The organism is Mycobacterium sp. 2-64, from assembly GCF_035918375.1.
Lineage (GTDB): Bacteria > Actinomycetota > Actinomycetes > Mycobacteriales > Mycobacteriaceae > Mycobacterium > Mycobacterium intracellulare.
The window spans coordinates 2,413,303-2,436,496 of the sequence record NZ_CP142361.1; the positions used below are offsets into that span (position 1 = coordinate 2,413,303).

General features: G+C 70.2%; 24 protein-coding genes. 20 read left to right on the plus strand and 4 right to left on the minus strand.

Translation table 11 applies throughout. The annotated features are described in order from the left end of the window. Positions 1 to 30: 30 nt before the first annotated feature. The 3 genes from QGN31_RS11425 to QGN31_RS11435 all read right to left on the minus strand — a co-directional run bounded on the left by QGN31_RS11425 (position 31) and on the right by QGN31_RS11435 (position 2,903). On the minus strand, positions 31 to 849 hold the full coding sequence (locus QGN31_RS11425) for an ABC transporter permease (RefSeq protein WP_201407473.1): 819 nt from the start codon (positions 847 to 849) through the stop codon (positions 31 to 33). Continuing rightward, positions 783 to 1,547 carry an ABC transporter ATP-binding protein gene (locus tag QGN31_RS11430; protein ID WP_014382735.1) on the minus strand — a complete coding sequence of 255 codons (765 nt, stop codon included), beginning with the start codon at positions 1,545 to 1,547 and terminating at the stop codon, positions 783 to 785. Before QGN31_RS11430 ends, QGN31_RS11425 begins: the two co-directional genes overlap by 67 nt. Positions 1,548 to 1,622: 75 nt before the next feature. Continuing rightward, complete coding sequence (locus QGN31_RS11435; RefSeq protein WP_020188604.1) at positions 1,623 to 2,903, minus strand: ammonium transporter; 1,281 nt, start codon at positions 2,901 to 2,903, stop codon at positions 1,623 to 1,625. 96 nt (positions 2,904 to 2,999) lie between these two features. On the opposite strand from QGN31_RS11435, the gene QGN31_RS11440 reads away from it, so the two are divergent. From QGN31_RS11440 to xerD, 14 genes are all read left to right on the plus strand, one after another. After that, entirely contained in the window at positions 3,000 to 3,644 is a 645-nt protein-coding gene (locus QGN31_RS11440) for a DNA-3-methyladenine glycosylase (RefSeq protein ID WP_014380308.1), read from the plus strand. A gap of 92 nt (positions 3,645 to 3,736) precedes the next feature. Continuing rightward, entirely contained in the window at positions 3,737 to 4,999 is a 1,263-nt protein-coding gene (gene tyrS / locus QGN31_RS11445; protein WP_009955608.1) for a tyrosine--tRNA ligase, read from the plus strand. 99 nt (positions 5,000 to 5,098) lie between these two features. After that, on the plus strand, positions 5,099 to 5,473 hold the full coding sequence (locus QGN31_RS11450; RefSeq protein WP_009955607.1) for a DUF732 domain-containing protein: 375 nt from the start codon (positions 5,099 to 5,101) through the stop codon (positions 5,471 to 5,473). Between the two features lie 28 nt (positions 5,474 to 5,501). Further along, positions 5,502 to 6,302, plus strand: a complete 801-nt coding sequence (locus QGN31_RS11455; protein ID WP_225331121.1) for a tetratricopeptide repeat protein — start codon at positions 5,502 to 5,504, stop codon at positions 6,300 to 6,302. Between the two features lie 18 nt (positions 6,303 to 6,320). Then, positions 6,321 to 7,328 carry an HAD-IIA family hydrolase gene (locus QGN31_RS11460; RefSeq protein WP_014380305.1) on the plus strand — a complete coding sequence of 336 codons (1,008 nt, stop codon included), beginning with the start codon at positions 6,321 to 6,323 and terminating at the stop codon, positions 7,326 to 7,328. 12 nt (positions 7,329 to 7,340) lie between these two features. Beyond that, complete coding sequence (locus tag QGN31_RS11465) at positions 7,341 to 7,526, plus strand: hypothetical protein (RefSeq protein WP_009955065.1); 186 nt, start codon at positions 7,341 to 7,343, stop codon at positions 7,524 to 7,526. A gap of 8 nt (positions 7,527 to 7,534) precedes the next feature. Continuing rightward, positions 7,535 to 8,344 carry a TlyA family RNA methyltransferase gene (locus QGN31_RS11470; RefSeq protein WP_009955066.1) on the plus strand — a complete coding sequence of 270 codons (810 nt, stop codon included), beginning with the start codon at positions 7,535 to 7,537 and terminating at the stop codon, positions 8,342 to 8,344. 23 nt (positions 8,345 to 8,367) lie between these two features. Continuing rightward, positions 8,368 to 9,267, plus strand: coding sequence for an NAD kinase (locus QGN31_RS11475; RefSeq protein WP_014380303.1), 900 nt, complete (start codon positions 8,368 to 8,370; stop codon positions 9,265 to 9,267). A gap of 25 nt (positions 9,268 to 9,292) precedes the next feature. Further along, positions 9,293 to 11,059 (plus strand): DNA repair protein RecN, encoded by a 1,767-nt coding sequence (recN, locus tag QGN31_RS11480; protein WP_201409481.1) that lies wholly within the window; start codon positions 9,293 to 9,295, stop codon positions 11,057 to 11,059. Positions 11,060 to 11,280: 221 nt separating this feature from the next. Next, entirely contained in the window at positions 11,281 to 12,462 is a 1,182-nt protein-coding gene (steA, locus tag QGN31_RS11485; protein WP_009955069.1) for a putative cytokinetic ring protein SteA, read from the plus strand. Then, positions 12,463 to 13,407, plus strand: a complete 945-nt coding sequence (locus QGN31_RS11490; protein ID WP_201409480.1) for a copper transporter — start codon at positions 12,463 to 12,465, stop codon at positions 13,405 to 13,407. A 124-nt stretch (positions 13,408 to 13,531) separates the two neighbouring features. Next, positions 13,532 to 15,283, plus strand: a complete 1,752-nt coding sequence (locus tag QGN31_RS11495) for a CTP synthase (RefSeq protein ID WP_014382727.1) — start codon at positions 13,532 to 13,534, stop codon at positions 15,281 to 15,283. After that, a complete protein-coding gene (locus QGN31_RS11500) occupies positions 15,276 to 15,899 on the plus strand; it encodes an NUDIX domain-containing protein (protein ID WP_009955788.1) in 624 nt (207 codons plus the stop codon). The genes QGN31_RS11495 and QGN31_RS11500 overlap by 8 nt, the downstream gene beginning before the upstream one ends. Beyond that, on the plus strand, positions 15,896 to 16,837 hold the full coding sequence (gene xerD, locus QGN31_RS11505) for a site-specific tyrosine recombinase XerD (RefSeq protein WP_008257558.1): 942 nt from the start codon (positions 15,896 to 15,898) through the stop codon (positions 16,835 to 16,837). The genes QGN31_RS11500 and xerD overlap by 4 nt, the downstream gene beginning before the upstream one ends. A gap of 101 nt (positions 16,838 to 16,938) precedes the next feature. On the opposite strand, the gene QGN31_RS11510 is transcribed toward xerD, so the two are convergent. After that, positions 16,939 to 17,688: an O-methyltransferase gene (locus tag QGN31_RS11510; RefSeq protein ID WP_201359482.1), complete on the minus strand. Its 750-nt coding sequence runs from the start codon at positions 17,686 to 17,688 to the stop codon at positions 16,939 to 16,941. A 234-nt stretch (positions 17,689 to 17,922) separates the two neighbouring features. On the opposite strand from QGN31_RS11510, the gene QGN31_RS11515 reads away from it, so the two are divergent. From QGN31_RS11515 to der, 6 genes are read left to right on the plus strand one after another with little or no spacing between them, the layout of a single operon-like run. Next, the gene (locus tag QGN31_RS11515; RefSeq protein WP_008257550.1) at positions 17,923 to 18,786 is read left to right on the plus strand and encodes a ParA family protein; all 864 of its coding nucleotides are present in this window, start codon (positions 17,923 to 17,925) and stop codon (positions 18,784 to 18,786) included. Then, on the plus strand, positions 18,783 to 19,601 hold the full coding sequence (locus tag QGN31_RS11520; RefSeq protein WP_008257548.1) for a segregation/condensation protein A: 819 nt from the start codon (positions 18,783 to 18,785) through the stop codon (positions 19,599 to 19,601). The genes QGN31_RS11515 and QGN31_RS11520 overlap by 4 nt, the downstream gene beginning before the upstream one ends. After that, positions 19,598 to 20,374, plus strand: a complete 777-nt coding sequence (gene scpB / locus QGN31_RS11525; protein WP_225336783.1) for an SMC-Scp complex subunit ScpB — start codon at positions 19,598 to 19,600, stop codon at positions 20,372 to 20,374. The genes QGN31_RS11520 and scpB overlap by 4 nt, the downstream gene beginning before the upstream one ends. Further along, the gene (locus tag QGN31_RS11530) at positions 20,374 to 21,117 is read left to right on the plus strand and encodes a pseudouridine synthase (protein WP_008257544.1); all 744 of its coding nucleotides are present in this window, start codon (positions 20,374 to 20,376) and stop codon (positions 21,115 to 21,117) included. The genes scpB and QGN31_RS11530 overlap by 1 nt, the downstream gene beginning before the upstream one ends. Further along, positions 21,114 to 21,785 (plus strand): (d)CMP kinase, encoded by a 672-nt coding sequence (gene cmk / locus QGN31_RS11535; RefSeq protein WP_139826592.1) that lies wholly within the window; start codon positions 21,114 to 21,116, stop codon positions 21,783 to 21,785. The genes QGN31_RS11530 and cmk overlap by 4 nt, the downstream gene beginning before the upstream one ends. Then, a complete protein-coding gene (der, locus tag QGN31_RS11540) occupies positions 21,782 to 23,182 on the plus strand; it encodes a ribosome biogenesis GTPase Der (RefSeq protein ID WP_008257539.1) in 1,401 nt (466 codons plus the stop codon). Before cmk ends, der begins: the two co-directional genes overlap by 4 nt. Positions 23,183 to 23,194 lie beyond the last annotated feature (12 nt).

Consider the following 23,194-nt stretch of genomic DNA (forward strand, 5'->3'; position numbering starts at 1 on the left):
CGCCCGGCTGCGCCGCGCTTGCGATCGCCACTAGCCGGTCCGTCGCCGCAGCGTCGCCGCCGCCAGGCACAGCGCCGCCAGGGCGAAGCCCAACACCACGATGATGTCGCGCACCGCGATGAAGGTCAGCTCCGGGTGCGCGCCCACCTGTTGCAGGGCCTCGAGCGCGTAGCTGGCCGGCAGCACATTGCTGATCCATTGCAGCCAGTGTGGCATCACCGCCCGCGGCACGATGATGCCGGCCAGCAGCAGCTGCGGCACCATCACCAGCGGGATGAACTGCACGGCCTGAAACTCGGTGCGCGCGAACGCACTACATAACAGGCCCAGGCCGACTCCCAGCACGGCGTTGACGATCGCGATCACGAACACCCACAACGGGCTGCCCGCCGTGTCGAAGCCGAGCAGCCAGAACGACACGATGCACGCCAGAACGGCTTGCGCCGCAGCGGCCGTCGAGAAGGCGGTGCCGTAGGCGATCAGCAGGTCGAGCCGGCGCAGCGGAGTGGTCAGGATGCGCTCCAGCGTTCCCGAGGCCCGTTCGCGTTGCATGGTGATCGCCGTGATGATGAACATCACGAACAGCGGGAACAGGCCGAGCAGGATCAGGCAGGCGTTGTTGAACGGGGTCGGGCTGCCCGGGCGGTGCGGGGCGTTTTCGAACATGAAGTACATCAGGGTGATCACCAGGACCGGCACCAACAGGATCATCGCGACGCTGCGGTGATCGGCGGCCAACTGGCGCAGGATCCGCGTCGTGGTCGCCGTATACCCGTTGAGCCCTAACCGGCTTCGCGCATGGTGCTGCGCTTGATGATGGACAGAAACGCGTCCTCCAGTGACGTGCATCCGGTGTCCTCTCGCAGTTGGGACGGGGTGGTGTGGGCGACCAGCCGGCCTTCGCGCATCAGCAGCAGGTCCCCGCAGTGGTCGGCCTCGTCCATGACGTGGCTGGAAACCAGCAATGTGGTCCCCGCGCGGGCCAATTCGGCGAACTGGTCCCACAGGTCCGCGCGCAGCACCGGATCGAGTCCCACGGTGGGCTCGTCGAGCACCAGCAGATCGGGCTGGCAGACCAGCGCGCAGGCCAGCGACACCCGGGTGCGTTGGCCACCGGACAGGTTGCCGCACAAGGCCGTTCGGTGATCGCTGAGCCCGACTCGTTCGATGGCGGCGTCGGCGGCCCGGCCGTCGAACCCGTACAGCGTGGCGAAGTAGCGAACGTTGTCGATGATGCGAAGGTCGTTGTAGATGGTCGGGTCCTGCGGCAGGTAGCCGACGCGACGGCGCAGTTCGGCGCTGCCGGCAGGCTTGCCGAGCACGAAGACGCGGCCCGAGGTCACGATCTGGGTGCCGACGATGCATCGGATCAGCGTGGTCTTGCCGCAGCCGGACGGGCCGAGCAGGCCGGTGATGCTGCCCGCCGCGATCTGCACGGAGAAGTCGTGCAGGGCCGGGCGTTTACCGCGGATCACGCGCAGGTGATCGATCTCTACCGCCGGCTCGGCCCGGTCCGGGATTAATTCATCACGGGATGAACTCATCATGTGATGAATATTCGTCGCGCGTGGCCGCGCTGTCAAGGGGTCGCAGCATCCGGGCCTTCGCAGCCCCGGGCGGGCCTAGTTGAAGCGCTCGCCGATCGCCGGGCGTCGCTGCGGCAGGTGCCCGTGCACGCCTTCGGCGTAGGCGGTTTCGGCGTGCTGGGTGAGGTCGGCGCCGGTGGTTTCGTCTTCGGTACTGAGCCGGAAACCCACCACCCGATCGATCACCTTGGCGAGCACGAACGACACGGTGAACGCGTAGAACGCGACGACCGCGATCGCCAGCGTCTGCTTGCCCAGCTGGCCGACGCCGCCGCCGTAGAACAGGCCGCGCGGGCCCGCCGTCATGACCGCCGTGGCGAGCAGCCCGATCAGGAACACACCGACCACGCCGCCGACGAAGTGCACGCCCACCACGTCGAGCGAATCGTCATAGTTGAAGCGCAACTTCGCGCCCACCGCGAACGAGCACACGACACCCGCCGCCAGGCCGACGATCGTCGCGCCGAGGGTGTTGACGGTCCCGCACGATGGGGTGATGGCCACCAGGCCGGCGACCACGCCCGACGCCGCACCGAACGTGGTGGGCCTGCCGTCGCGAATCTGTTCGACCGCAAGCCAACCCAGCATGCCCAGACATCCCGCGACCAAGGTGTTGAGGAAGATGGCCGCGGCGGTTCCGTTGGCGGCCAGGGCGGAGCCGGCGTTGAACCCGAACCAGCCGAACCACAGCAGCCCGACACCGACGAACAGCAGCGGCAGGTTGTGCGGCCGCATGGCGTCCTTCTTGAAACCGATGCGCGGCCCGAGCACCAGCGCCAGCGCCAGCGCGGAGGAACCCGAGACGATCTCGACGACCAGCCCGCCCGCATAGTCGAGGACGCCCAACTTGGCCAGCCAGCCGCCCGGCCCCCAGACCCAGTGGGCGACAATCGAATACACGGCGATCGTCCAGACCGGGACGAAAACCATCCAGGCGGCGAACTTCGCGCGGTCGGCGATCGCGCCACTGACCAGCGCGGCCGTGATGATCGCGAACGTCAATTGGAACGTGGCATACAGCAACTCGGGCACCGCCGTGCCGTGCACCGTGTCGGGGGTGATGCCGAGCATCCCGAAATGCCTGAGGTTGCCGACGAACCCGCTGGCCCCGTCTTCGGAGAACGCGAGGGTGTAGCCGATCAGCAGCCACGCCACGGTCACCAGCGGGATGGAGATGAAGCTCATCATCATCATGTTGAGCACCCCGGTGGTGCGGACCATGCCGCCGTAGAAGATCGCCAGGCCGGGCGTCATCAGCAAGACCAGCGCGGTGCTGGCCAGCAGCCACGCCGTGGCGGCCGGGTCTATCGCGTGCATGTCGGCCTCCTTCGGGTCCCGGACACCGGGATACTGCCATGTTCGGGCCGCCGGTAGGTTCGTTGGGTTACTGAAAAGAGGATTCAGGATCTTCAATTGGTCGAGGCTGGACGACGATCTCGCGCAAGCACGGCGGCGGCGCAGCTGTTGGTCGACCCGGTCGAGGCCGCGCGCCGGTTACTGGGCGCCACCCTCACCGCGCGGGGTGTGAGCGGGATAGTCGTCGAGGTCGAGGCCTACGGGGGAGTGCCCGACGGTCCGTGGCCGGACGCCGCGGCGCACTCTTACAAGGGCCTGCGCGCCCGCAATTTCGTGATGTTCGGGCCGCCGGGGCGGCTCTACACCTACCGCAGCCACGGCATCCATGTCTGCGCGAACGTCTCGTGCGGTCCCGACGGCACCGCGGCCGCGGTGTTGCTGCGGGCGGCCGCGATCGAGGACGGCACCGACGCCGCCCGGGCCCGCCGCGGCGAGCTGGTGCACACCGCCGCGCTGGCGCGCGGGCCGGGGAACCTGTGCGCTGCCATGGGAATCACCATGGACGACAACGGAATCGACCTGTTCGACGGCAACAGCCCGGTGACGCTCGAGCTGCACGAACCGCTGAGCTCGATGTCCGGCCCGCGGGTCGGTGTCAGCCAGGCCGCCGACCGGCCCTGGCGGTTGTGGCTTCCCGGGCGCCCGGAGGTGTCGGCGTATCGCCGCAGCCCGCGCGCGCCGGCCCCGGGTGCCAGCGACTAACCCGCGGCGAACGTCGGGTCGCTGGGGGAAGCGCCCCGAATCCGCGCCACAAGTCGACGCCCGCCGTCGGCGCTCTGGAAGACTCGTACACCATGATCCTCGACGAGCTGGGCTGGCGCGGCCTGATCGCGCAGTCCACCGACCTCGATGCGCTGGCGGCCGAAGCCCGGCGCGGGCCGATGACGGTGTACGCCGGCTTCGACCCCACCGCGCCGAGCCTGCACGCCGGCCACCTGGTGCCCCTGCTGGCACTGCGCCGCTTCCAGCGCGCCGGCCACCGCCCCATCGTGCTCGCCGGCGGCGCCACCGGGATGATCGGCGACCCCCGCGACGTTGGTGAGCGCACCCTCAACGAGGCCGACACCGTCGCCGAGTGGACCGAACGGATCGGCGGACAGTTGCAACGCTTCGTCGACTTCGACGATTCACCGACCGGCGCCGTCGTCGTCAACAACCTGGACTGGACGCGCCCGCTGTCGGCGATCGAGTTCCTGCGCGACATCGGCAAGCACTTCTCGGTCAACGTCATGCTGGACCGCGACACCGTGCGGCGCCGCCTGGACGGCGACGGCATCTCCTACACCGAATTCAGCTACATGCTCCTTCAGGCCAACGACTACGTCGAACTGCACCGCCGCTACGGCTGTCGCCTGCAGATCGGCGGCTCCGACCAGTGGGGCAACATCATCGCCGGGGTCCGGCTGGTCCGCCAGCAGCTCGGCGCCTCGGTCCACGCGCTGACCGTGCCCCTGGTGACCGCCGCCGACGGCACCAAGTTCGGCAAGTCCACCGGTGGCGGCAGCCTGTGGCTGGACCCCGCGCTGACCACCCCGTATGCCTGGTACCAGTACTTCTTCAACACCGCCGACGCCGACGTGATCCGCTACTTGCGCTGGTTCACCTTCCTGTCGGCCGACGAGCTGGGCGAGCTGGAGCAGGCCACGGCCGAGCGCCCCCAACAACGCGCCGCGCAGCGGCGGCTGGCGCGCGAACTGACCGTGCTGGTGCACGGCGAGGCGGCCACCGAGGCCGTCGAGCACGCCAGCCGGGCGCTCTTCGGGCAGGGCGAGCTGGGCCGGCTGGACGAGGCCACGCTGTCCGCGGCGCTGCGCGAGACGTCGGTCGCCGAGCTCAAACCCGGTGGCCCCGACGGGATCGTCGACCTGCTGGTGGCCAGCGGGCTGTCCGAGAGCCGCAAGGCCGCGCGGCGCACCATCGGCGAGGGCGGCGTCTCGGTCAACAACGTCCGCATCGAAAGCGAGGAGTGGGCCCCGCAGCCGGCGGACTTCCTGCACGGCCGGTGGCTGGTGCTGCGCCGCGGCAAGCGCACCGTCGCGGGGGTCGAAAAAGTCTAGACCGCCCGGGCGCCGTAGAGCCTCCGCGAAACACGCGCGTGCACAGATCTTTACCTCACCGTGTCGTCGGCGTGACCCGAAAGGACCACTGTTGTCACGGTGATTTTCGCGACGCGTGTGCGGTCGACCGTCCTGCGGAGCCTGGGGGTGATCACGGGCCTGGTGGCGCTGGCCGCGGCTCTGTCGGGGGCGATGTCGGCGCCGATCCGCGCGGACATGCTCAGCAATGCGTTCCTGTCGGCGCTGACGAACGCCGGGATCGCCTATAGCCAGCCGACCGGCACCACCGCGATGGGACAGTCGGTGTGCCCGATGCTGTTCGAGCCCGGCGGGTCCTTCGACGCGGTGACGTCCAAGATGGCCGAGGGCAACGGCATGTCGTACGAGACGGCCGGCAGGTTCACCATCGTGGCGATCGCGACCTACTGCCCGGCGCTGATCGCGCCGCTCCTGGGCAACCGGCTGCCGAGTTAGGTGTGGCGCTGCCCGTATTCTCGGCAGCGTGGTCGACGACAGGCAGAGGCACCGCGGCGAGCGGAGGGCGCGGCCGGCATCCGGCAACTGGTCCGGTCCGGGCCGTGCGCGGCCGGCTCAGCCGCAGAGCGGCCCGCGCCGCGACGCCCAGGCCGATCGCGCCCCGCAGGACGGGCCGCCGATCCCGCCCGGCGTGGAAGCCAAGCAGCTGGCACCCGACGTTCGCCGCGAACTGAGCACCCTGGACCGGGCCACCGCCGACGCGGTGGCCCGCCACCTCGTCGCCGCGGGCGAGCTGCTCGACGAGGACCCGGAGGCGGCGTTGCGTCACGCCCGCGCGGCGCGGGCCCGGTCCAGCCGCATCGCCACCATCCGGGAGGCGGTCGGCATCGCCGCCTACCACTGCGGCGACTGGTCGCAGGCGCTGGCGGAGTTCCGCGCCGCACGCCGCATGGGCAGCAAGTCCGCGTTGCTCCCGCTGATCGCCGATTGCGAACGCGGACTTGGCCGTCCGGAGCGCGCCATCGAGCTCGCGCGCGGACCGGAGGCCGCCGAGCTGTCCGGGGACGACGCCGACGAGCTCCGCATCGTCGCCGCCGGGGCGCGCGCGGACCTCGGGCAGCTGGAGCAGGCGCTGACCGTATTGTCCACGCCGCAACTGGATCCCAGCCGCACCGGCTCCACGGCCGCGCGGCTCTTTTACGCCTACGCGGACACGCTGCTCGCGCTCGACCGCACCGACGATGCGCTGCAATGGTTCCTGCGTTCGGCCGCCGCCGACGTCGACGGAGTCACCGACGCCGAAGACCGGGTCAGTGAACTCGGCTGACACGACGGAACCGACGACGTGAAAAGCCTTGCGCAGGAATACGATTGCCTACTGATCGACCTCGACGGGACGGCATTTCGCGGCCGCCAGCCCACCGAGGGCGCCGTTGAGGCGCTGGCCGAGGTGCGCAGTCGCGCGTATTTCGTCACCAACAACGCCTCCCGCAGCGCCGACGAGGTCGCCGCGCACCTGACCGAACTCGGCTTCACCGCCACCGCCGACGACGTCGCCACCAGCGCCCAGAGCGCGGCCCGGCTGCTCGCCGACCAGCTGCCCCCGGACTCGCCGGTGCTGATCGTGGGCACCGAGGCCCTGGCCGGCGAGATCACCGCCGTCGGGCTGCGCCCAGTGCGCAGCAACGACGACGACCCGGCCGCCGTCGTGCAGGGCCTGTCCCTGACCATCGGCTGGCCCGAGCTCGCCGAGGCGGCGCTGGCGATCCGGGCCGGCGCGCGATGGGTGGCGGCCAACGTCGACCTCACCCTGCCCACCGAGCGCGGGTTGCTGCCCGGCAACGGCTCGTTGGTGGCCGCGCTGCGGGCGGCCACCGGCGCCGAACCCCAGGTGGCGGGCAAGCCGGCGCCCGCCCTGCTGCGCGACGCGGCGGCCCGGGGCGACTTCCGCGCGCCCCTGGTGATCGGCGACCGGCTCGACACCGACATCGAGGGCGCCAACGCCGCCGAGCTGCCCAGCCTGATGGTGCTCACCGGGGTCAACTCCGCGCGGGACGCGGTGTACGCCAAGCCCGCCCAGCGCCCCACCTACATCGGCCACGATCTGCGCTCGCTGCACGCCGACGCCGGGCGCCTCGCGGTCGGCCCGCAACCGGGCTGGCGGGTCGACGTCGCGGACGGGGCGGTCACGGTCCGCGGGGACGGGCCGGACGACGGGGACGGCCTGTCGATCGTGCGCGCGGTCGCCGGCGCGGTGTGGGGCGCCCCGGGGTCTGGCGCCGTGCGCATCGAGGCCGGCGACGACCGGGCGCGCGCCGCGCTGCAGCGCTGGTCTTTGGTGCGCACCGACTAACGTAGGAACGCGATGAGTATCGACCCCGATCAGATTCGCGCCGAGATCGACGCCCTGCTGGCCCGGCTGCCCCGACCCGGCGACCAGGAGGACCCCGAGAAGGCGCCCTCGCTCGACGAGCTCGAAGAGATCGCGCGCCGGCTCTCCGAGGCCCACGACGTCCTGTTGGCCGCGCTGGAGTCGGCGGAGAAGGGCTGAGTGCGCGCATGTCTCGACGCGCCCGCGTTGACGCCGAGCTGGTGCGGCGCGGCCTGGCCCGGTCGCGTCAGCAGGCCGCGGAGTTGATCGGCGCCGGCAAGGTGAGCATCGACGGGATGCCGGCGCGCAAGCCCGGCACCGCCGTCGCCGTCACCGCCGCCCTGACCGTGGCCACCGACGGCGAACGCGGCTGGGTCTCGCGCGGCGCGCACAAACTCATCGGCGCGCTGGACGCCTTCGGGATCTCCGTCGCGGGCCGCCGCTGCCTGGACGCCGGCGCGTCGACGGGCGGCTTCACCGAAGTCCTGCTGGACCGCGGGGCCGCCGAAGTGGTGGCCGTGGACGTGGGATACGGCCAGCTGGCGTGGTCGCTGCGCAGCGATGCGCGGGTCGTCGTCGTCGAGCGGACCAACGTTCGTGACCTGACGCCCGAGGCGATCGGCGGGCCGGCCGACCTCGTCGTGGCCGACCTGTCGTTCATCTCGTTGGCCACAGTGTTGCCGGCGCTGGCTGGATGCGCCGCACCGAACGCGGATATCGTTCCCATGGTGAAGCCACAGTTTGAGGTGGGGAAGGGCCAGGTCGGCGCGGGCGGTGTGGTGCACGACCCCGGCCTGCGCGCCGACGCCGTGACGTCGGTCGCGCGCCGCGCCGCCGAGCTGGGTTGGCACACCGTCGACGTCACCGCGAGCCCGCTGCCGGGGCCGTCGGGCAACGTCGAATATTTCCTTCGGCTGCGCGCCCAGGCCGATCGTCCGCTCGCCGGCGACGCCCTGGTGGCGGCGGTGCGGCACGCGGTGGAAAGCGGGCCGCAGTGACTCCAGCCGAACGCACCGTCTTGATGGTCGTCCACACCGGCCGCGAAGAAGCCACCGAGACGGCCCGCCGTGTACAGAAAACGCTGGGCGACAACGGAATCGGGCTTCGGGTGCTGTCCGCCGAGGCTGTCGACCGGGGACCGTTGCACCTGGCCCCCGACGACATGCGGGCGATGGGCGTCGAGATCGAGGTCGTCGACGCCGACCCCCGGGCCGCCGAAGGCTGCGAACTGGTGCTGGTACTCGGCGGCGACGGGACGTTCCTGCGGGCCGCCGAGCTCGCGCGCAACGCCGGCATCCCGGTGCTGGGCGTGAACCTCGGGCGGATCGGCTTTCTGGCCGAGGCCGAGGCCGAGGCCATCGACCGGGTGCTGGACCACGTTGTCGCACAGGACTACCGGGTGGAGAACCGCCTGACGCTCGACGTGGTCGTGCGCCAGGGCGGCCGGGTCTCCGCGCACGGCTGGGCCCTCAACGAGGTCAGCCTGGAAAAGGGCCCCCGGCTCGGCGTACTCGGGGTGGTGGTCGAAATCGACGGGCGGCCGGTGTCCGCCTTCGGCTGCGACGGCGTCCTGGTGTCGACCCCGACGGGTTCCACCGCCTACGCGTTCTCCGCGGGCGGCCCGGTGCTCTGGCCCGACCTGGAGGCAATCCTGGTGGTACCCAACAACGCTCACGCGCTGTTCGGTCGCCCCATGGTCACCAGCCCGAACGCCACCATCGCGATCGAGGTGGAGGCGGACGGCCACGACGCCCTGGTGTTCTGCGACGGCCGCCGCGAGATGCTCATCCCGGCCGGCAGCCGCATCGAGGTGAAACGTTGTGACACGGCGGTGAAATGGGCCCGGCTGGACAGCGCCCCGTTCACGGACCGGTTGGTGCGCAAGTTCCGGCTGCCGGTGACCGGGTGGCGCGGAAACTGACGGCACAGCACGGGATCCTGACTGAATGCTGACTGAAATCCGGATCGAGTCGCTCGGGGCGATCAGCTCGGCGGTCGGCGAGTTCGACCGCGGCCTGACCGTGCTGACGGGGGAGACCGGCACTGGAAAGACCATGGTGGTCACCGGCTTGCATCTGCTCGGCGGCGCCCGCGCCGACGCCACCCGGGTCCGGTCGGGGGCCGAGCGGGCCCTCGTCGAAGGGCGGTTCAGCACAACGGATCTCGACGAGGCCATGGTCGTGCGGCTCGACGAGATGCTCGACGCGTCGGGCGCCGAACGCGACGAGGACGGCAGCGTCATCGCGCTGCGCTCGGTCAGCCGTGACGGGCCGTCGCGGGCCTACCTCGGCGGCCGCAGCGTGCCCGCCAAATCGCTGGGCGACTTCACCGCCGGGCTGCTGACCCTGCACGGGCAGAACGACCAGCTGCGCCTCATCCGGCCCGAGGAGCAGTGCGCGGCGCTGGACCGCTTCGCCAAGGCCGGACCCGCGCTCGAGCGGTACTGCAAACTGCGCGACGCCTGGCTGTCGGCGCGGCGCGACCTGCTCGACCGCCGCAACCGCATGCGCGAGCTCGCACTGGAGGCCGACCGGCTGACGTTCGCCCTCAACGAGATCGACGCCGTCGACCCGCAACCGGGCGAGGACGACGCCCTGGTCGCCGAGATCGTGCGGCTCTCCGAACTGGACACCCTGCGCGAGGCCGCCACCACCGCCCGCGCGGCGCTGTCCTCCGAGGAGACCGACGGCCTCAGTGCCACCGACAGCCTGGGAAAGGCAAGGGCCGCACTGGAATCCACCGGCGACGCCAAGCTGACGGCGCTGGCCGGCCAGATCGGCGAGGTGCTGACCGTGCTCGTCGACGCGGCCGGCGAACTGGGCGGCTTCCTCGAGGAGCTGCCGGTCGACGCCAGCGCCCTGGAATCCAAGCTGGCCCGTCAGGCCGAACTGCGCACCCTGACCCGCAAGTACGCCGCGGACATCGACGGCGTGATCGGGTGGGCCCAGGAGTCGCGGCAACGGCTGGCCCAGCTCGACGTCTCCGAGGAGGGTTTGGCGGCGCTGGCAGCCCGGGTCGACGAGCTCGGCCGCGAATTGGCCCAGGCCGCGGTCGATCTCAGCGCCACGCGGCGCAAGGCCGCCAAGCGGCTCGCCAAGGAGGTCACCGCCGAGCTGTCCGGGCTGGCGATGGCCGACGCCCAATTCACCATCGACGTGACCCTGGATGCCGCGCCGGACACCGCGTCGGACCCCGACGATTCGGCCGCGCTGCGGCTGCCGTCGGGCGAGCTCGTCCACGCCGGCGCCGACGGCGTCGACCAGGTCGAGTTCGGTTTCGCCGCGCACCGGGGCATGGACCAGCTGCCGCTGGCCAAGAGCGCCTCCGGTGGCGAGCTGTCCCGGGTGATGCTCGCCCTGGAGGTGGTGCTGGCCACCTCCCGCAAAGAGGCCGCGGGCACCACCATGGTGTTCGACGAGGTCGACGCCGGGGTGGGCGGCCGCGCGGCGGTGCAGATCGGGCGCCGGCTGGCGCGGCTGGCGCGCACCCACCAGGTCATCGTGGTCACGCACCTGCCGCAGGTTGCGGCGTACGCCGACGTGCACCTGGTGGTGCACGCCGCGGGGCCCAAGGGGACCAGCGTGGTACGGCGCCTGGGCGGCGACGAGCGGGTCGCCGAGCTGGCGCGGATGCTGGCCGGGCTGGGCGAATCCGACAGCGGCCGCGCGCACGCCCGCGAGCTGCTCGAGGCGGCGCAAAAGGACGAGATCTAGGCCCGTGTTGCGGCCGCGGCCGTCTCCGCCCCTGTGTCCGCGCCCCTGTCTCCGCGAGCGTCGACTTGTGGCGGCCAACCCCGGCGTGTCGCCGCATCAAGTCGACGTTCGAGACCAGTTCGGCACAGAGCTGTTACTAATGGGACTCTAGATAACTTCTGGGGCTAATGTTACGGCGCGCCTCCCCGCGTCGTCCGCGCATCACCGACAGAATCGCCCCCATGAAGATGTCAGGCCTGCTTTCCCGTAATCCCGCCCGGCCGGGCCTCGTCGGCACTGCCCGCGTTGACCGCAACATCGACCGATTGCTGCGCAGGGTCTGCCCCGGCGACATCGTCGTGCTCGACATCCTCGATCTGGATCGCATCACGGCGGACGCCCTGGTGGAGGCCGACATCGCCGCCGTCGTCAACGCCTCGCCGTCGGTGTCGGGCCGCTACCCCAACCTGGGGCCCGAGGTCCTGGTCAACAACGGGGTCACGCTGATCGACGAGGCCGGACCCGACGTCTTCAAGAAGGTCAAAGACGGCGCCAAGATCCGCCTGCACGAGGGCGGGGTGTACGCCGGCGACCGGCGGCTGGTCCGCGGCACCGAGCGCACCGACCACGACATCGCCGATTTGATGCGGGAGGCCAAGAGCGGCCTGTCCGCCCATCTGGAGGCGTTCGCCGGCAACACCATCGAGTTCATCAAGAGCGAGAGCCCGCTGCTGATCGACGGCATCGGCATCCCCGACGTCGACGTCGACCTGCGCCGCCGGCACGTGGTGATCGTCGCCGACGAGCCCAGCGCCGAGGACGACCTCAAGTCGCTCAAGCCGTTCATCAAGGAGTATCAGCCGGCGCTGATCGGGGTGGGCAGCGGCGCGGACGTGTTGCGCAAGGCGGGGTATCGCCCGCAGGTGATCGTTGGCGACCCCGACCAGATCAGCACCGACGCCCTGAAGTGCGGGGCCCAGGTCGTGCTGCCCGCCGACGCCGACGGGCACGCGCCGGGGCTCGAACGCATCCAGGACCTGGGCGTCGGCGCGATGACGTTCCCGGCCGCGGGGTCGGCGATCGATTTGGCCCTGCTGCTGGCCGACCACCACGGCGCCGCGCTGCTGGTGACCGCCGGCCACACCGCCAACATCGAGACGTTCTTCGACCGCACCCGCGCCCACAGCAACCCGTCCACGTTCCTGACCCGGCTGCGGGTGGGGGAGAAGGTGGTGGACGCCAAGGCCGTGGCCACCCTGTACCGCAACCACATCTCGGCGGGGGCCATCGCGCTGCTGGCGCTGACGATGCTGATCGCCGTCATCGTCGCGCTGTGGGTGTCTCGCACCGACGGTGTGGTGCTGCACTGGGTCACCGACTACTGGAACCACTTCTGCCTGATGGTGCAGAAGTGGGTCACCTAGATGATCTCGCTGCGCCAACACGCCCTGTCGCTGGCCGCCGTGTTCCTGGCGCTGGCCGTGGGCGTCGTGCTGGGTTCCGGCTTCCTGTCGGACACGTTGCTGTCCAGCCTGCGTGACGAGAAGAAGGAGCTCAACACCCAGATCAGCGGGCTCAACGACCAGAAGAACGTGCTGAACGAAAAGCTCAGCGCGGCAAACAATTTCGACACCCAGCTGGCCGGCCGGATCGTGCACGACGCGCTGGCCGGCAAGTCGGTGGTAGTGTTCCGCACCCCGGACGCCAAGGACGACGACGTGGCCGCGGTGTCGAAGTTCATCGGTCAGGCCGGCGGGACGGTGACCGGGACGGTGTCGTTGACGCAGGAGTTCGTCGAGGCCAACTCGGCGGAGAAGCTGCAGACGGTGGTGAACTCGTCGGTGCTGCCCGCCGGACAGCAGCTGAGCACCAAGCTCGTCGACCAGGGTTCGCAGGCGGGTGACCTGATGGGCATCGCCCTGCTGGCCAACCCCGACCCCGCGGTGCCCCCGGTGGACGACACCCAGCGCAACACCGTGCTGGCGGCGCTGCGCGACACCGGCTTCATCACCTATCAGGCGAGCGATCACATGGGCGCGGCCAACGCCGCGCTCGTCGTCACTGGTGGCGCGCTACCGCAGGACGCCGGGAACCAGGGGGCGAGCGTGGCGCGGTTCTCCGCCGCGCTGGCCCCGCACGGCTCGGGCACGCTGCTCGCCGGGCGCGACGGTTCGGCGACCGGCGGCGGCGCCGTCGCGGTGGCCCGCGCCGACGCCGGCCTGAACTCCGCGATCAGCACGGTCGACGACGTGGACGCCGCGCCGGGACGCATCACCGCGGTGCTCGGCCTGCACGACCTGCTGGGCGGCGGTCACGCGGGCCAGTACGGCACCGGTCACGGGGCGACGTCGATCACGGTGCCTCAGTAGCGGGCGTGTTCACCGCGGCTCGGCGCCGTGGATGTTAGGGTGGGTTTCCGTGGGTCGGCAGGCCCATCTAGTTGTTCGCTAGAAACATTTTTCAAGCCCTGCCCGTCTTCACGGAGGTCGCCTGTTGCGAAAGCACCCGCAAACCGCCACCAAGCACCTCTTCGTCAGCGGGGGCGTCGCATCCTCGTTGGGTAAGGGATTGACCGCCAGCAGCCTCGGTCAGCTCCTGACGGCGCGCGGGCTGTACGTGACGATGCAAAAGCTCGATCCGTACCTCAACGTCGACCCGGGCACCATGAACCCGTTCCAGCACGGCGAGGTCTTCGTCACCGAGGACGGCGCCGAGACCGACCTCGACGTCGGCCACTACGAGCGCTTCCTGGATCGCGATCTGTCCGGCTCGGCGAATGTCACTACGGGGCAGGTGTATTCGAGCGTCATCGCCAAGGAACGCCGCGGTGAGTACCTCGGCGACACCGTCCAGGTGATCCCACACATCACCGACGAGATCAAAGGGCGCATCATGGCGATGGCCCAGCCCGACGCGCAGGGCAACCGCCCCGACGTGGTCATCACCGAAATCGGCGGCACCGTCGGTGACATCGAGTCGCAGCCCTTTCTGGAGGCGGCCCGCCAGGTGCGCCACGACCTGGGTCGCGAGAACGTCTTCTTCCTACACGTCTCGCTGGTGCCCTACCTGGCCCCGTCGGGCGAGCTCAAGACCAAACCCACGCAGCACTCGGTGGCCGCGCTGCGCAGCATCGGTATCACCCCGGACGCGCTGATCCTGCGCTGCGACCGCGACGTTCCCGAGGCGCTGAAGAACAAGATCGCGCTGATGTGCGACGTCGACATCGACGGCGTCATCTCCACCCCGGACGCGCCGTCGATCTATGACATTCCGAAGGTGCTGCACCGCGAAGAACTCGACGCCTATGTGGTGCGCCGGCTCAACCTGCCGTTCCGCGATGTCGACTGGACCGAATGGGACGACCTGCTGCGCCGGGTGCATGAGCCGCATGAAACGGTGCGAATCGCCTTGGTGGGCAAGTACGTTGAACTCTCCGACGCCTACCTGTCGGTCACCGAGGCGCTGCGTGCCGGCGGTTTCAAGCACCACGCCAAGGTCGAGTTGCTCTGGGTGGCGTCCGACGACTGCGAGACCGGGCCCGGTGCGGCGGCGGCGCTGGCCGACGTGCAGGGTGTGCTGATTCCGGGCGGGTTCGGCATCCGCGGCATCGAGGGCAAGCTCGGCGCCATCCACTACGCGCGCGCCCGGGGCCTGCCGGTGCTCGGCCTGTGCCTCGGGCTGCAATGCATCGTGATCGAGGCCGCCCGCTCGGCCGGCCTGACCGAAGCCAACTCGGCCGAATTCGACCCGGACACACCGGATCCCGTCATCTCCACGATGGCCGACCAGGTCGACATCGTCGCCGGCGAGGCCGACCTCGGCGGCACCATGCGGCTGGGCGCCTATCCCGCCGTGCTGGAACCGGATTCGATTGTGGCCCAGGCGTATGGCGCCACGGAGGTGTCCGAACGCCACCGGCACCGCTACGAGGTCAACAACGCCTACCGCGACAAGATCGCGGAAAGCGGCCTCAGGTTTTCCGGCACCTCACCCGACGGCCACCTGGTCGAGTTCGTCGAGTACCCGCCGGACGTGCACCCCTTCATCGTCGGCACGCAGGCTCACCCGGAGCTCAAGAGCCGGCCCACCCGGCCGCACCCGTTGTTCGTCGCGTTCGTCGGGGCGGCCCTCGAATACAAGGCCGGCGAACGGTTGCCGGTGGAAATCCCCGAGCAGTCGTCCAACGGCATCCAGCATCGGGACAGCGCCGCGCGGCCCATACCTGAGCCCGCGTCCCGTGGCTGAACACGTCTTCTCCACGGCGTCCTCCGAAACGCTGTACACCGGAAAGATTTTCGCGCTGCGCAGCGACCGGGTGCGGATGCCGGGCGACACCACCGCGGTGCGCGAGGTCGTCGAGCACTACGGCGCCGTGGCCGTCGCGGCGCTGGACGCCGACAACAACATCCCGCTGGTCTACCAATACCGGCACGCGTTCGGGCGGCGGCTCTGGGAGTTGCCTGCCGGCTTGCTCGACGTCGCGGGGGAGCCGCCGCAGCAGACGGCCGCCCGCGAACTCCACGAGGAGGTCGGCCTGCGGGCGGACACCTGGCGGGTGCTGGTCGACCTCAACTCCGCGCCGGGCTTCAGCGACGAATCCGTGCGGATTTATCTGGCCACCGGGCTGACCGAGGTGGGCAGGCCCGAGGCGCACCACGAGGAAGCCGACATGACGATGAGCTGGGTTCCCATCGCGGAGGCCGCCCGTCGGGTGTTCAGCGGCGACATCGTGAACTCGATTGCCATCGCGGGGATCTTGGCGGCCCACGCCGTCACCGAGGGGTTCGCGCAGCCACGGCCGGTGGACAGTCCCTGGATCGACCGGCCGACGGCGTTCGCGGCCCGAAAGGCCGGGCCATGACGACGGTGGCGCTGGATTCCCAACTCCAGGGTTACCTCGACCACCTCACGATCGAGCGCGGCGTCGCGGCGAACACCCTGAGCTCGTATCGCCGCGATTTGCGCCGCTACACAAAACACTTGTCGGACCGTGGAATTCACGATCTGGCCAAGGTGGGCGAGGACGACGTCAGCGAGTTCCTGGTGGCGCTGCGCCGCGGCGACCCCGAGACCGGGGCGGCGGCGCTGTCGGCGGTGTCGGCGGCGCGGGCCCTGATCGCGGTGCGCGGCCTGCACCGCTTCGCCGCCGCCGAGGGGCTGGCCGAACTCGACGTAGCCCGCGCGGTCCGCCCGCCCACGCCCGGCCGCCGGCTGCCCAAGAGCCTGACCGTCGACCAGGTCTTGGCGCTGCTGGAGGGCGCGGGGGGCGACAGCCCGGCCGACGGCCCGCTGACCCTGCGCAACCGCGCGCTGCTGGAGCTGCTGTATTCGACCGGCGCGCGGATCTCCGAGGCCGTCGGCCTCGATGTGGACGACGTCGACACGCAGGCCCGCTCAGTGTTGTTGCGCGGCAAGGGCGCTAAGCAGCGGCTGGTGCCGATCGGGCGCCCCGCCGTGGCCGCGCTGGACGCCTATCTGGTGCGCGGACGTTCGGATCTGGCGCGCCGGGGGCGCGGGACGCCGGCCATCTTCCTCAACGTCCGCGGCGGGCGACTGTCGCGTCAGAGCGCGTGGCAGGTCCTGCAGGACGCGGCCGAGCGCTCCGGCATCACCTCGGGGGTGTCGCCGCACATGCTGCGGCACTCGTTCGCCACGCATCTGCTCGAGGGCGGCGCCGACGTGCGGGTCGTGCAGGAGTTGCTCGGGCACGCCTCGGTGACGACGACGCAGATCTACACCATGGTGACCGTGCACGCGTTGCGCGAAGTGTGGGCCGAGGCCCACCCGCGGGCGCGATAATCCGCGCTCGGGCGCGCTCCCTTTGCGTCCCCCGCCGAACGTGGAGTTGTTGCGCGAAAACGGCGAAATCGTCGACAACAAGTCGACGCTCGAGCGTCAGTTCAGCCCAGGAATTCGGACTCCAGCACCAGGTCGGACACCAACGATTGGTACTCGAGGTGGGTCTTGTGCTCGACGGTGTTCCACCGCGTGCCCTGATGCCGGTGCATGTACCCGCGGTACTTCGGTGCGCCCGGCACCCGCACATTGTCGGCGACCACGATCGAGCCCGGATGCAGCCAGCCCCGATCCAGGATGCTCTTCAGGTCGTCGAGGTAGGCGTCCTTGTCGTGATCGAGGAACACGAAATCGAGTGCGCCAGCGGCAAACCCGTGTTCGGCCAGCGCATCCAGGGTGCGGCCGCCGTCGCCGATGGTGCCGACCACACACGTCACACGGTCGGCCACGCCGGCATGCGCCCAGATCTGGCGGGCGTTGGCGGCGTTGGCCTCGGCGAGTTCGACCGAGAACACCTTGGCCTTCGGCGCGGCCCGGGCGATGCGCAGCGCGCCGTAGCCGCAGTAGGTGCCCAATTCGAGCGCCAGCGCCGGATCGGCGCGCCGCACCGCGGCGTCGAGCAGCAGTCCCTTCTCGTCGCCGACGTTGATCAACATCGACTTCTCGTAGGCGAACTTGTCGATGGTCGTCAGCACGTCGTCGACGTCGCCGGCCCGGGCGTTGCGCAGCACGTATTCGACGGCGGCGGCTTCGCGCCCGTCGCCGATCTGGCCCGTGGTGGTGATGTTGCGATTCCCGACGGCCATCCGCCAGACCGACCACCGCAGCAGGGGTATCCGTCGCTTGAGATCCATAGGGGCCACGATAGGCCGACCGCCGGCGGTGCCCTCGCTGGCGACAGCTTTTCGCGGCCGGCATATCGCCCCCAAACTGGTGCTGCTGTGACTGGAGTGAATAGGCTGTCGGGATGTGCGTTTCACCACCGATTTCCGCTCATATTGGCTGGTTAATTGCCTGCGGGTCGCCGGGTTTCGGCGCGCGGACCCGTTAGACTTTCGGTCGATGTTCACCTCCCGAACACCCCCGCCATGACCGAGCAGCCGGACAACGGCGTCGAGCTCGGCCTGACCGGGCGGCCGCCACGGGCGATCCCGGAGCCACAGCCGCGCACCTCGCACGGCCCGGCCAAAGTCGTCGCCATGTGCAACCAGAAGGGGGGCGTCGGGAAAACCACGTCGACCATCAATCTGGGTGCCGCGCTCGCCGAGTACGGCCGCCGGGTGCTGCTGGTGGACATGGACCCGCAGGGCGCGCTGTCCGCCGGCCTGGGCGTCCCGCACTACGAGCTGGAAAAGACCATCCACAACGTGCTGGTGGAGCCGCGCGTGTCGATCGACGACGTGCTGCTGCAGACCCGGGTCAAGCACATGGATCTGGTGCCGTCCAACATCGACCTGTCGGCCGCCGAGATCCAGTTGGTCAACGAGGTGGGACGCGAGCAGACGCTGGGCCGGGCGCTGCACCCGGTGCTGGATCGCTACGACTACGTGCTGATCGACTGCCAGCCGTCGCTGGGTCTGCTCACCGTCAACGGCCTGGCCTGTTCGGACGGGGTGGTGATTCCCACCGAGTGCGAGTACTTCTCGCTGCGCGGTCTGGCGCTGCTCACCGACACCGTCGACAAGGTGCGCGACCGGCTGAACCCGAAGCTGGAGATCAGCGGGATCCTGTTGACCCGGTACGACCCGCGCACGGTCAACTCGCGCGAGGTGATGGCCCGGGTGGTGGAGCGGTTCGGCGACCTGGTGTTCGACACCGTCATCACCCGCACCGTCCGGTTCCCGGAGACCAGCGTGGCCGGCGAACCCATCACCACGTGGGCCCCGCGATCGACCGGGGCCATCGCCTATCGCGCGCTGGCCCGCGAATTCATCGACCGATTCGGCGCGTGAACGCGACCGCAAATGGTGAGGCGCCCCAGCAGAACGGCTTTCAGGTCCGCCTGACCAATTTCGAGGGGCCGTTCGATCTGCTGCTGCAGCTGATCTTCGCCCATCGCCTGGACGTGACCGAGGTGGCACTGCACCAGGTCACCGACGACTTCATCGCCTACACCCGCGAAATCGGTCCCCAGCTGGAGCTCGAGGAGACCACCGCGTTCCTGGTGGTGGCCGCGACCCTGCTCGACCTGAAGGCCGCCCGGCTGCTGCCGGCCGGGCAGGTCGACGACGACGAAGACCTGGCGCTGCTGGAGGTGCGCGACCTGTTGTTCGCCCGGCTGCTGCAGTACCGCGCGTTCAAGCACGTCGCCGAGATGTTCGCCGAGCTGGAGGCCACCGCGCTGCGCAGCTACCCGCGCGCCGTGTCGCTGGAGGACCGGTTCACCGAGCTGTTGCCCGAGGTGATGATCGGCGTCGACGCCGACCGCTTCGCCCAGATCGCGGCGATCGCGTTCAGCCCGCGGCCCGTCCCGACAGTGTCGGTGGCGCACCTGCACGAGGTGCAGGTCTCCGTCCCCGAGCAGGCCAAGAAGTTGCTGGCGATCCTTCAGGCGCGGGGCAGCGGGGCGTGGGCGACGTTCTCCGAGCTGGTCGCCGATTGTGAGGCGTCGATGGAGGTGGTCGGGCGGTTCCTGGCGCTGCTCGAACTGTATCGGTCGCGGGCGGTAGCATTCGACCAGTCAGAGCCGCTTGGCGTGCTCCAAATTTCGTGGACCGGGGAACGTCCGGTCAGTGAAGCCTTGGTAGAAGTGCGGGACGAATCATGATGGGCGCCGGTGACGACGCAGAGCGCAGCGATGCGGAGGAACGGCATCTGAACGGTGCGGAGCCCAGCGACGCCGCGCAACCCGAAGTCGACCTGGATTCCGACCTCGACGTGGGCATCCCGGACATCGCCGAGGCCGCGCCGATGGAGTCCGAGGAACTCGGCTCGGTGCTCGAGGCGCTGCTGCTGGTGGTGGACACCCCGGTCACCGCGGAGGCGCTGGCGTCCGCCACGCAACAGCCGGTGTATCGGATCGCCACCAAGCTGCAGGAGATGGCCGAGGAACTGACCGCGCGCGACAGCGGCATCGACCTGCGGAAGAACAGCGAGGGCTGGCGCATGTATACCCGCGCCCGGTTCGCGCCGTACGTGGAAAAGCTGCTGCTGGACGGCGCGCGGTCCAAGCTCACCCGGGCCGCGCTGGAGACGCTGGCCGTGGTCGCCTACCGCCAGCCCGTGACGCGTGCGCGGGTGAGCGCGGTGCGCGGCGTCAACGTCGACGCGGTGATGCGCACGCTGCTGGCGCGCGGCCTGATCACCGAAGCCGGGGTGGACGACGACAGCGGCGCGACGACGTTCGCGACCACCGAGCTTTTCTTGGAGCGCCTGGGGCTGACGTCGCTGGCCGACCTGCCGGACATCGCGCCGCTGCTGCCCGACGTGGACACGATCGAGGATCTCAGCGAATCCCTGGACAGCGAGCCACGTTTCATCAAACTTTCCGGCGGCCAGGCGGCCGACCCGGCGCTGACCTTCGACGTGGACCAGGATTGATGGTCGAAGCTGAGGGGATCCGGCTGCAAAAGGTGTTGTCCCAGGCCGGAATTGCGTCGCGGCGGGCCGCCGAGAAGTTGATCATCGAGGGCCGCGTCGAGGTGGACGGGCAGGTGGTGACCGAATTGGGCACCCGCGTCGACCCGGACGTCTCGGTGATCCGTGTGGACGGGGCCCGGATCGTCCTCGACGATTCGCAGGTGTATCTGGCGCTGAACAAGCCGCGCGGCGTGCACTCGACCATGTCGGACGACCGCGGGCGGCCGTGTATCGGTGATTTGATCGAACGGCGAGTTCGCGGGAACAAGAACCTGTTTCACGTCGGGCGCTTGGACGCGGACACCGAAGGGCTGATCCTGCTGACCAACGACGGTGAACTCGCGCACCGGTTGATGCATCCCTCCCACGAGGTGCCCAAGACGTACCTGGCGACGGTGACCGGGTCGGTGCCCCGCGGTGTCGGCAAGGCGCTGCGTGCCGGGATCGAGTTGGAGGACGGTCCCGCGCGGGTCGACGAGTTCGCGGTGGTGGACGCGATCCCGGGTAAGACGCTGGTGCGGGTCACGTTGCACGAGGGCCGCAATCGCATCGTGCGCCGGCTGCTGGCGGCGGCCGGGTTCCCGGTGGAAGCGTTGGTGCGCACCGACATTGGGCCGGTGTCGCTCGGCAAGCAGCGCCCGGGCAGCTTCCGGGCGCTGGGCCGCGACGAGATCGGGCAGCTCTACAAGGCGGTGGGCCTGTGAGTGGGGTAGTGGTGGCCATCGACGGCCCGGCGGGTACCGGAAAGTCTTCGGTGTCAAAGGGATTGGCGTGCGCTTTAGGGGCCCGCTACCTCGATACGGGGGCGATGTACCGGATGGTGACGCTGGCCGTGTTGCGTGCGGGCGTCGATCCGGGCGACGTCGACGCGGTCGGCCGGGTCGGGTCGACGGCGCAGCTGTCGGTGGACGGCGATCGGTGTTTGCTTGCCGGAGAGGACGTTTCCACCGAGATTCGGGGGGATGCCGTCACCGGCGCCGTCTCGGCGGTGTCGGCGGTGCCCGCGGTGCGCGCCCGGCTGGTCGAGTTGCAGCGCGAGATGGCCGCTGGGCCGGGCGATGTCGTCGTCGAGGGCCGCGACATCGGCACCGTCGTCCTGCCCGACGCGCCGGTGAAGATCTTTTTGACCGCGTCGGCAGAAACGCGGGCGCGTCGGCGCAACGACCAGAACGTGGCGGCCGGGCTGGCCGACGACTACGACGCCGCGCTCGCCGACGTCCGCCGTCGCGACCATCTGGATTCCACGCGGGCGGTGTCGCCGCTGCGGGCCGCCCCCGACGCGGTGGTCGTCGACACCAGCAAGATGACCGAGGCGCAGGTGATCACCCATCTGCGGGACTTGGTCGACCAGCGAAGCGGGGCGGTGCGGTGACCCAGGACGGCACATGGAGTGACGAAAGCGACTGGGAATCCGTCGAATTCGGCATCGACGAACAGGAGGAGGCCGGCCCGGCGCCCGTGGTGGCGGTGGTGGGCCGGCCCAACGTCGGCAAGTCCACGCTGGTGAACCGGATCCTGGGCCGTCGCGAAGCGGTGGTTCAGGACATCCCGGGCGTCACCCGCGACCGGGTGTCCTACGACGCGCTGTGGACCGGCCGCCGGTTCGTCGTGCAGGACACCGGCGGATGGGAGCCCGACGCCAAGGGGCTGCAGCAGCTGGTGGCCGAGCAGGCCTCGGTGGCCATGCGCACCGCGGACGCGGTGATCCTGGTGGTCGACGCCGTCGTCGGCGCCACCTCGGCCGACGAAGCCGCCGCCCGGATCCTCCTGCGGTCGGGAAAGCCAGTGTTCCTGGCCGCCAACAAGGTTGACAGCGACAAGGCCGAAGCGGACGCGGCGATGTTGTGGTCGCTGGGGCTCGGTGAGCCGCACGCGATCAGCGCCATGCACGGCCGCGGGGTGGCCGATCTGCTTGACGAGGTGCTGGCCGCGCTGCCCGCGGTGTCGGAGGTGGGCCCCAAACCCGGTGGCCCGCGGCGCGTGGCGCTGGTCGGTAAACCCAACGTGGGCAAGAGCTCGCTGCTGAACAAGCTAGCCGGCGATCAGCGCTCGGTGGTGCACGATGTCGCGGGGACGACGGTGGACCCGGTGGACTCCCTCATCGAGCTGGGCGACAGGGTGTGGCGGTTCGTCGACACGGCGGGTTTGCGGCGCAAGGTCGGTCAGGCCAGCGGCCACGAGTTCTACGCATCGGTGCGCACGCACTCGGCCATCGACGCGGCCGAGGTGGTGATCGTGCTGATCGATGCGTCGGACCCGCTGACCGAACAGGACCAGCGGGTGCTGTCGATGGTCATCGAAGCCGGCCGGGCCCTGGTGCTGGCGTTCAACAAGTGGGACCTGGTCGACGAGGACCGGCGCGAGCTGCTGGAGCGCGAGATCGACCGCGAACTCGTGCAGCTGCGGTGGGCGCCGCGCGTCAACATCTCCGCCAAGACCGGCCGCGCCGTGCAAAAGCTGGTGCCGGCCATGGAGACCTCGCTGGCGTCGTGGGATGCGCGGATCGCCACCGGCCCGCTGAATTCCTGGCTGAAAGAGGTGGTGGCGGCCACCCCGCCACCGGTGCGCGGCGGCAAGCAGCCGCGGATCCTGTTCGCCACCCAGGCCACCGCCCGGCCCCCGACGTTCGTGCTGTTCACCACCGGCTTCCTCGAGGCGGGCTATCGGCGTTTCCTGGAGCGCCGGCTGCGCGAGACCTTCGGCTTCGAGGGGTCGCCGATGCGGATCAACGTGCGCGTGCGCGAAAAGCGGGGCGCCCGGCGGCGCTGAGCGCCGGGGCTC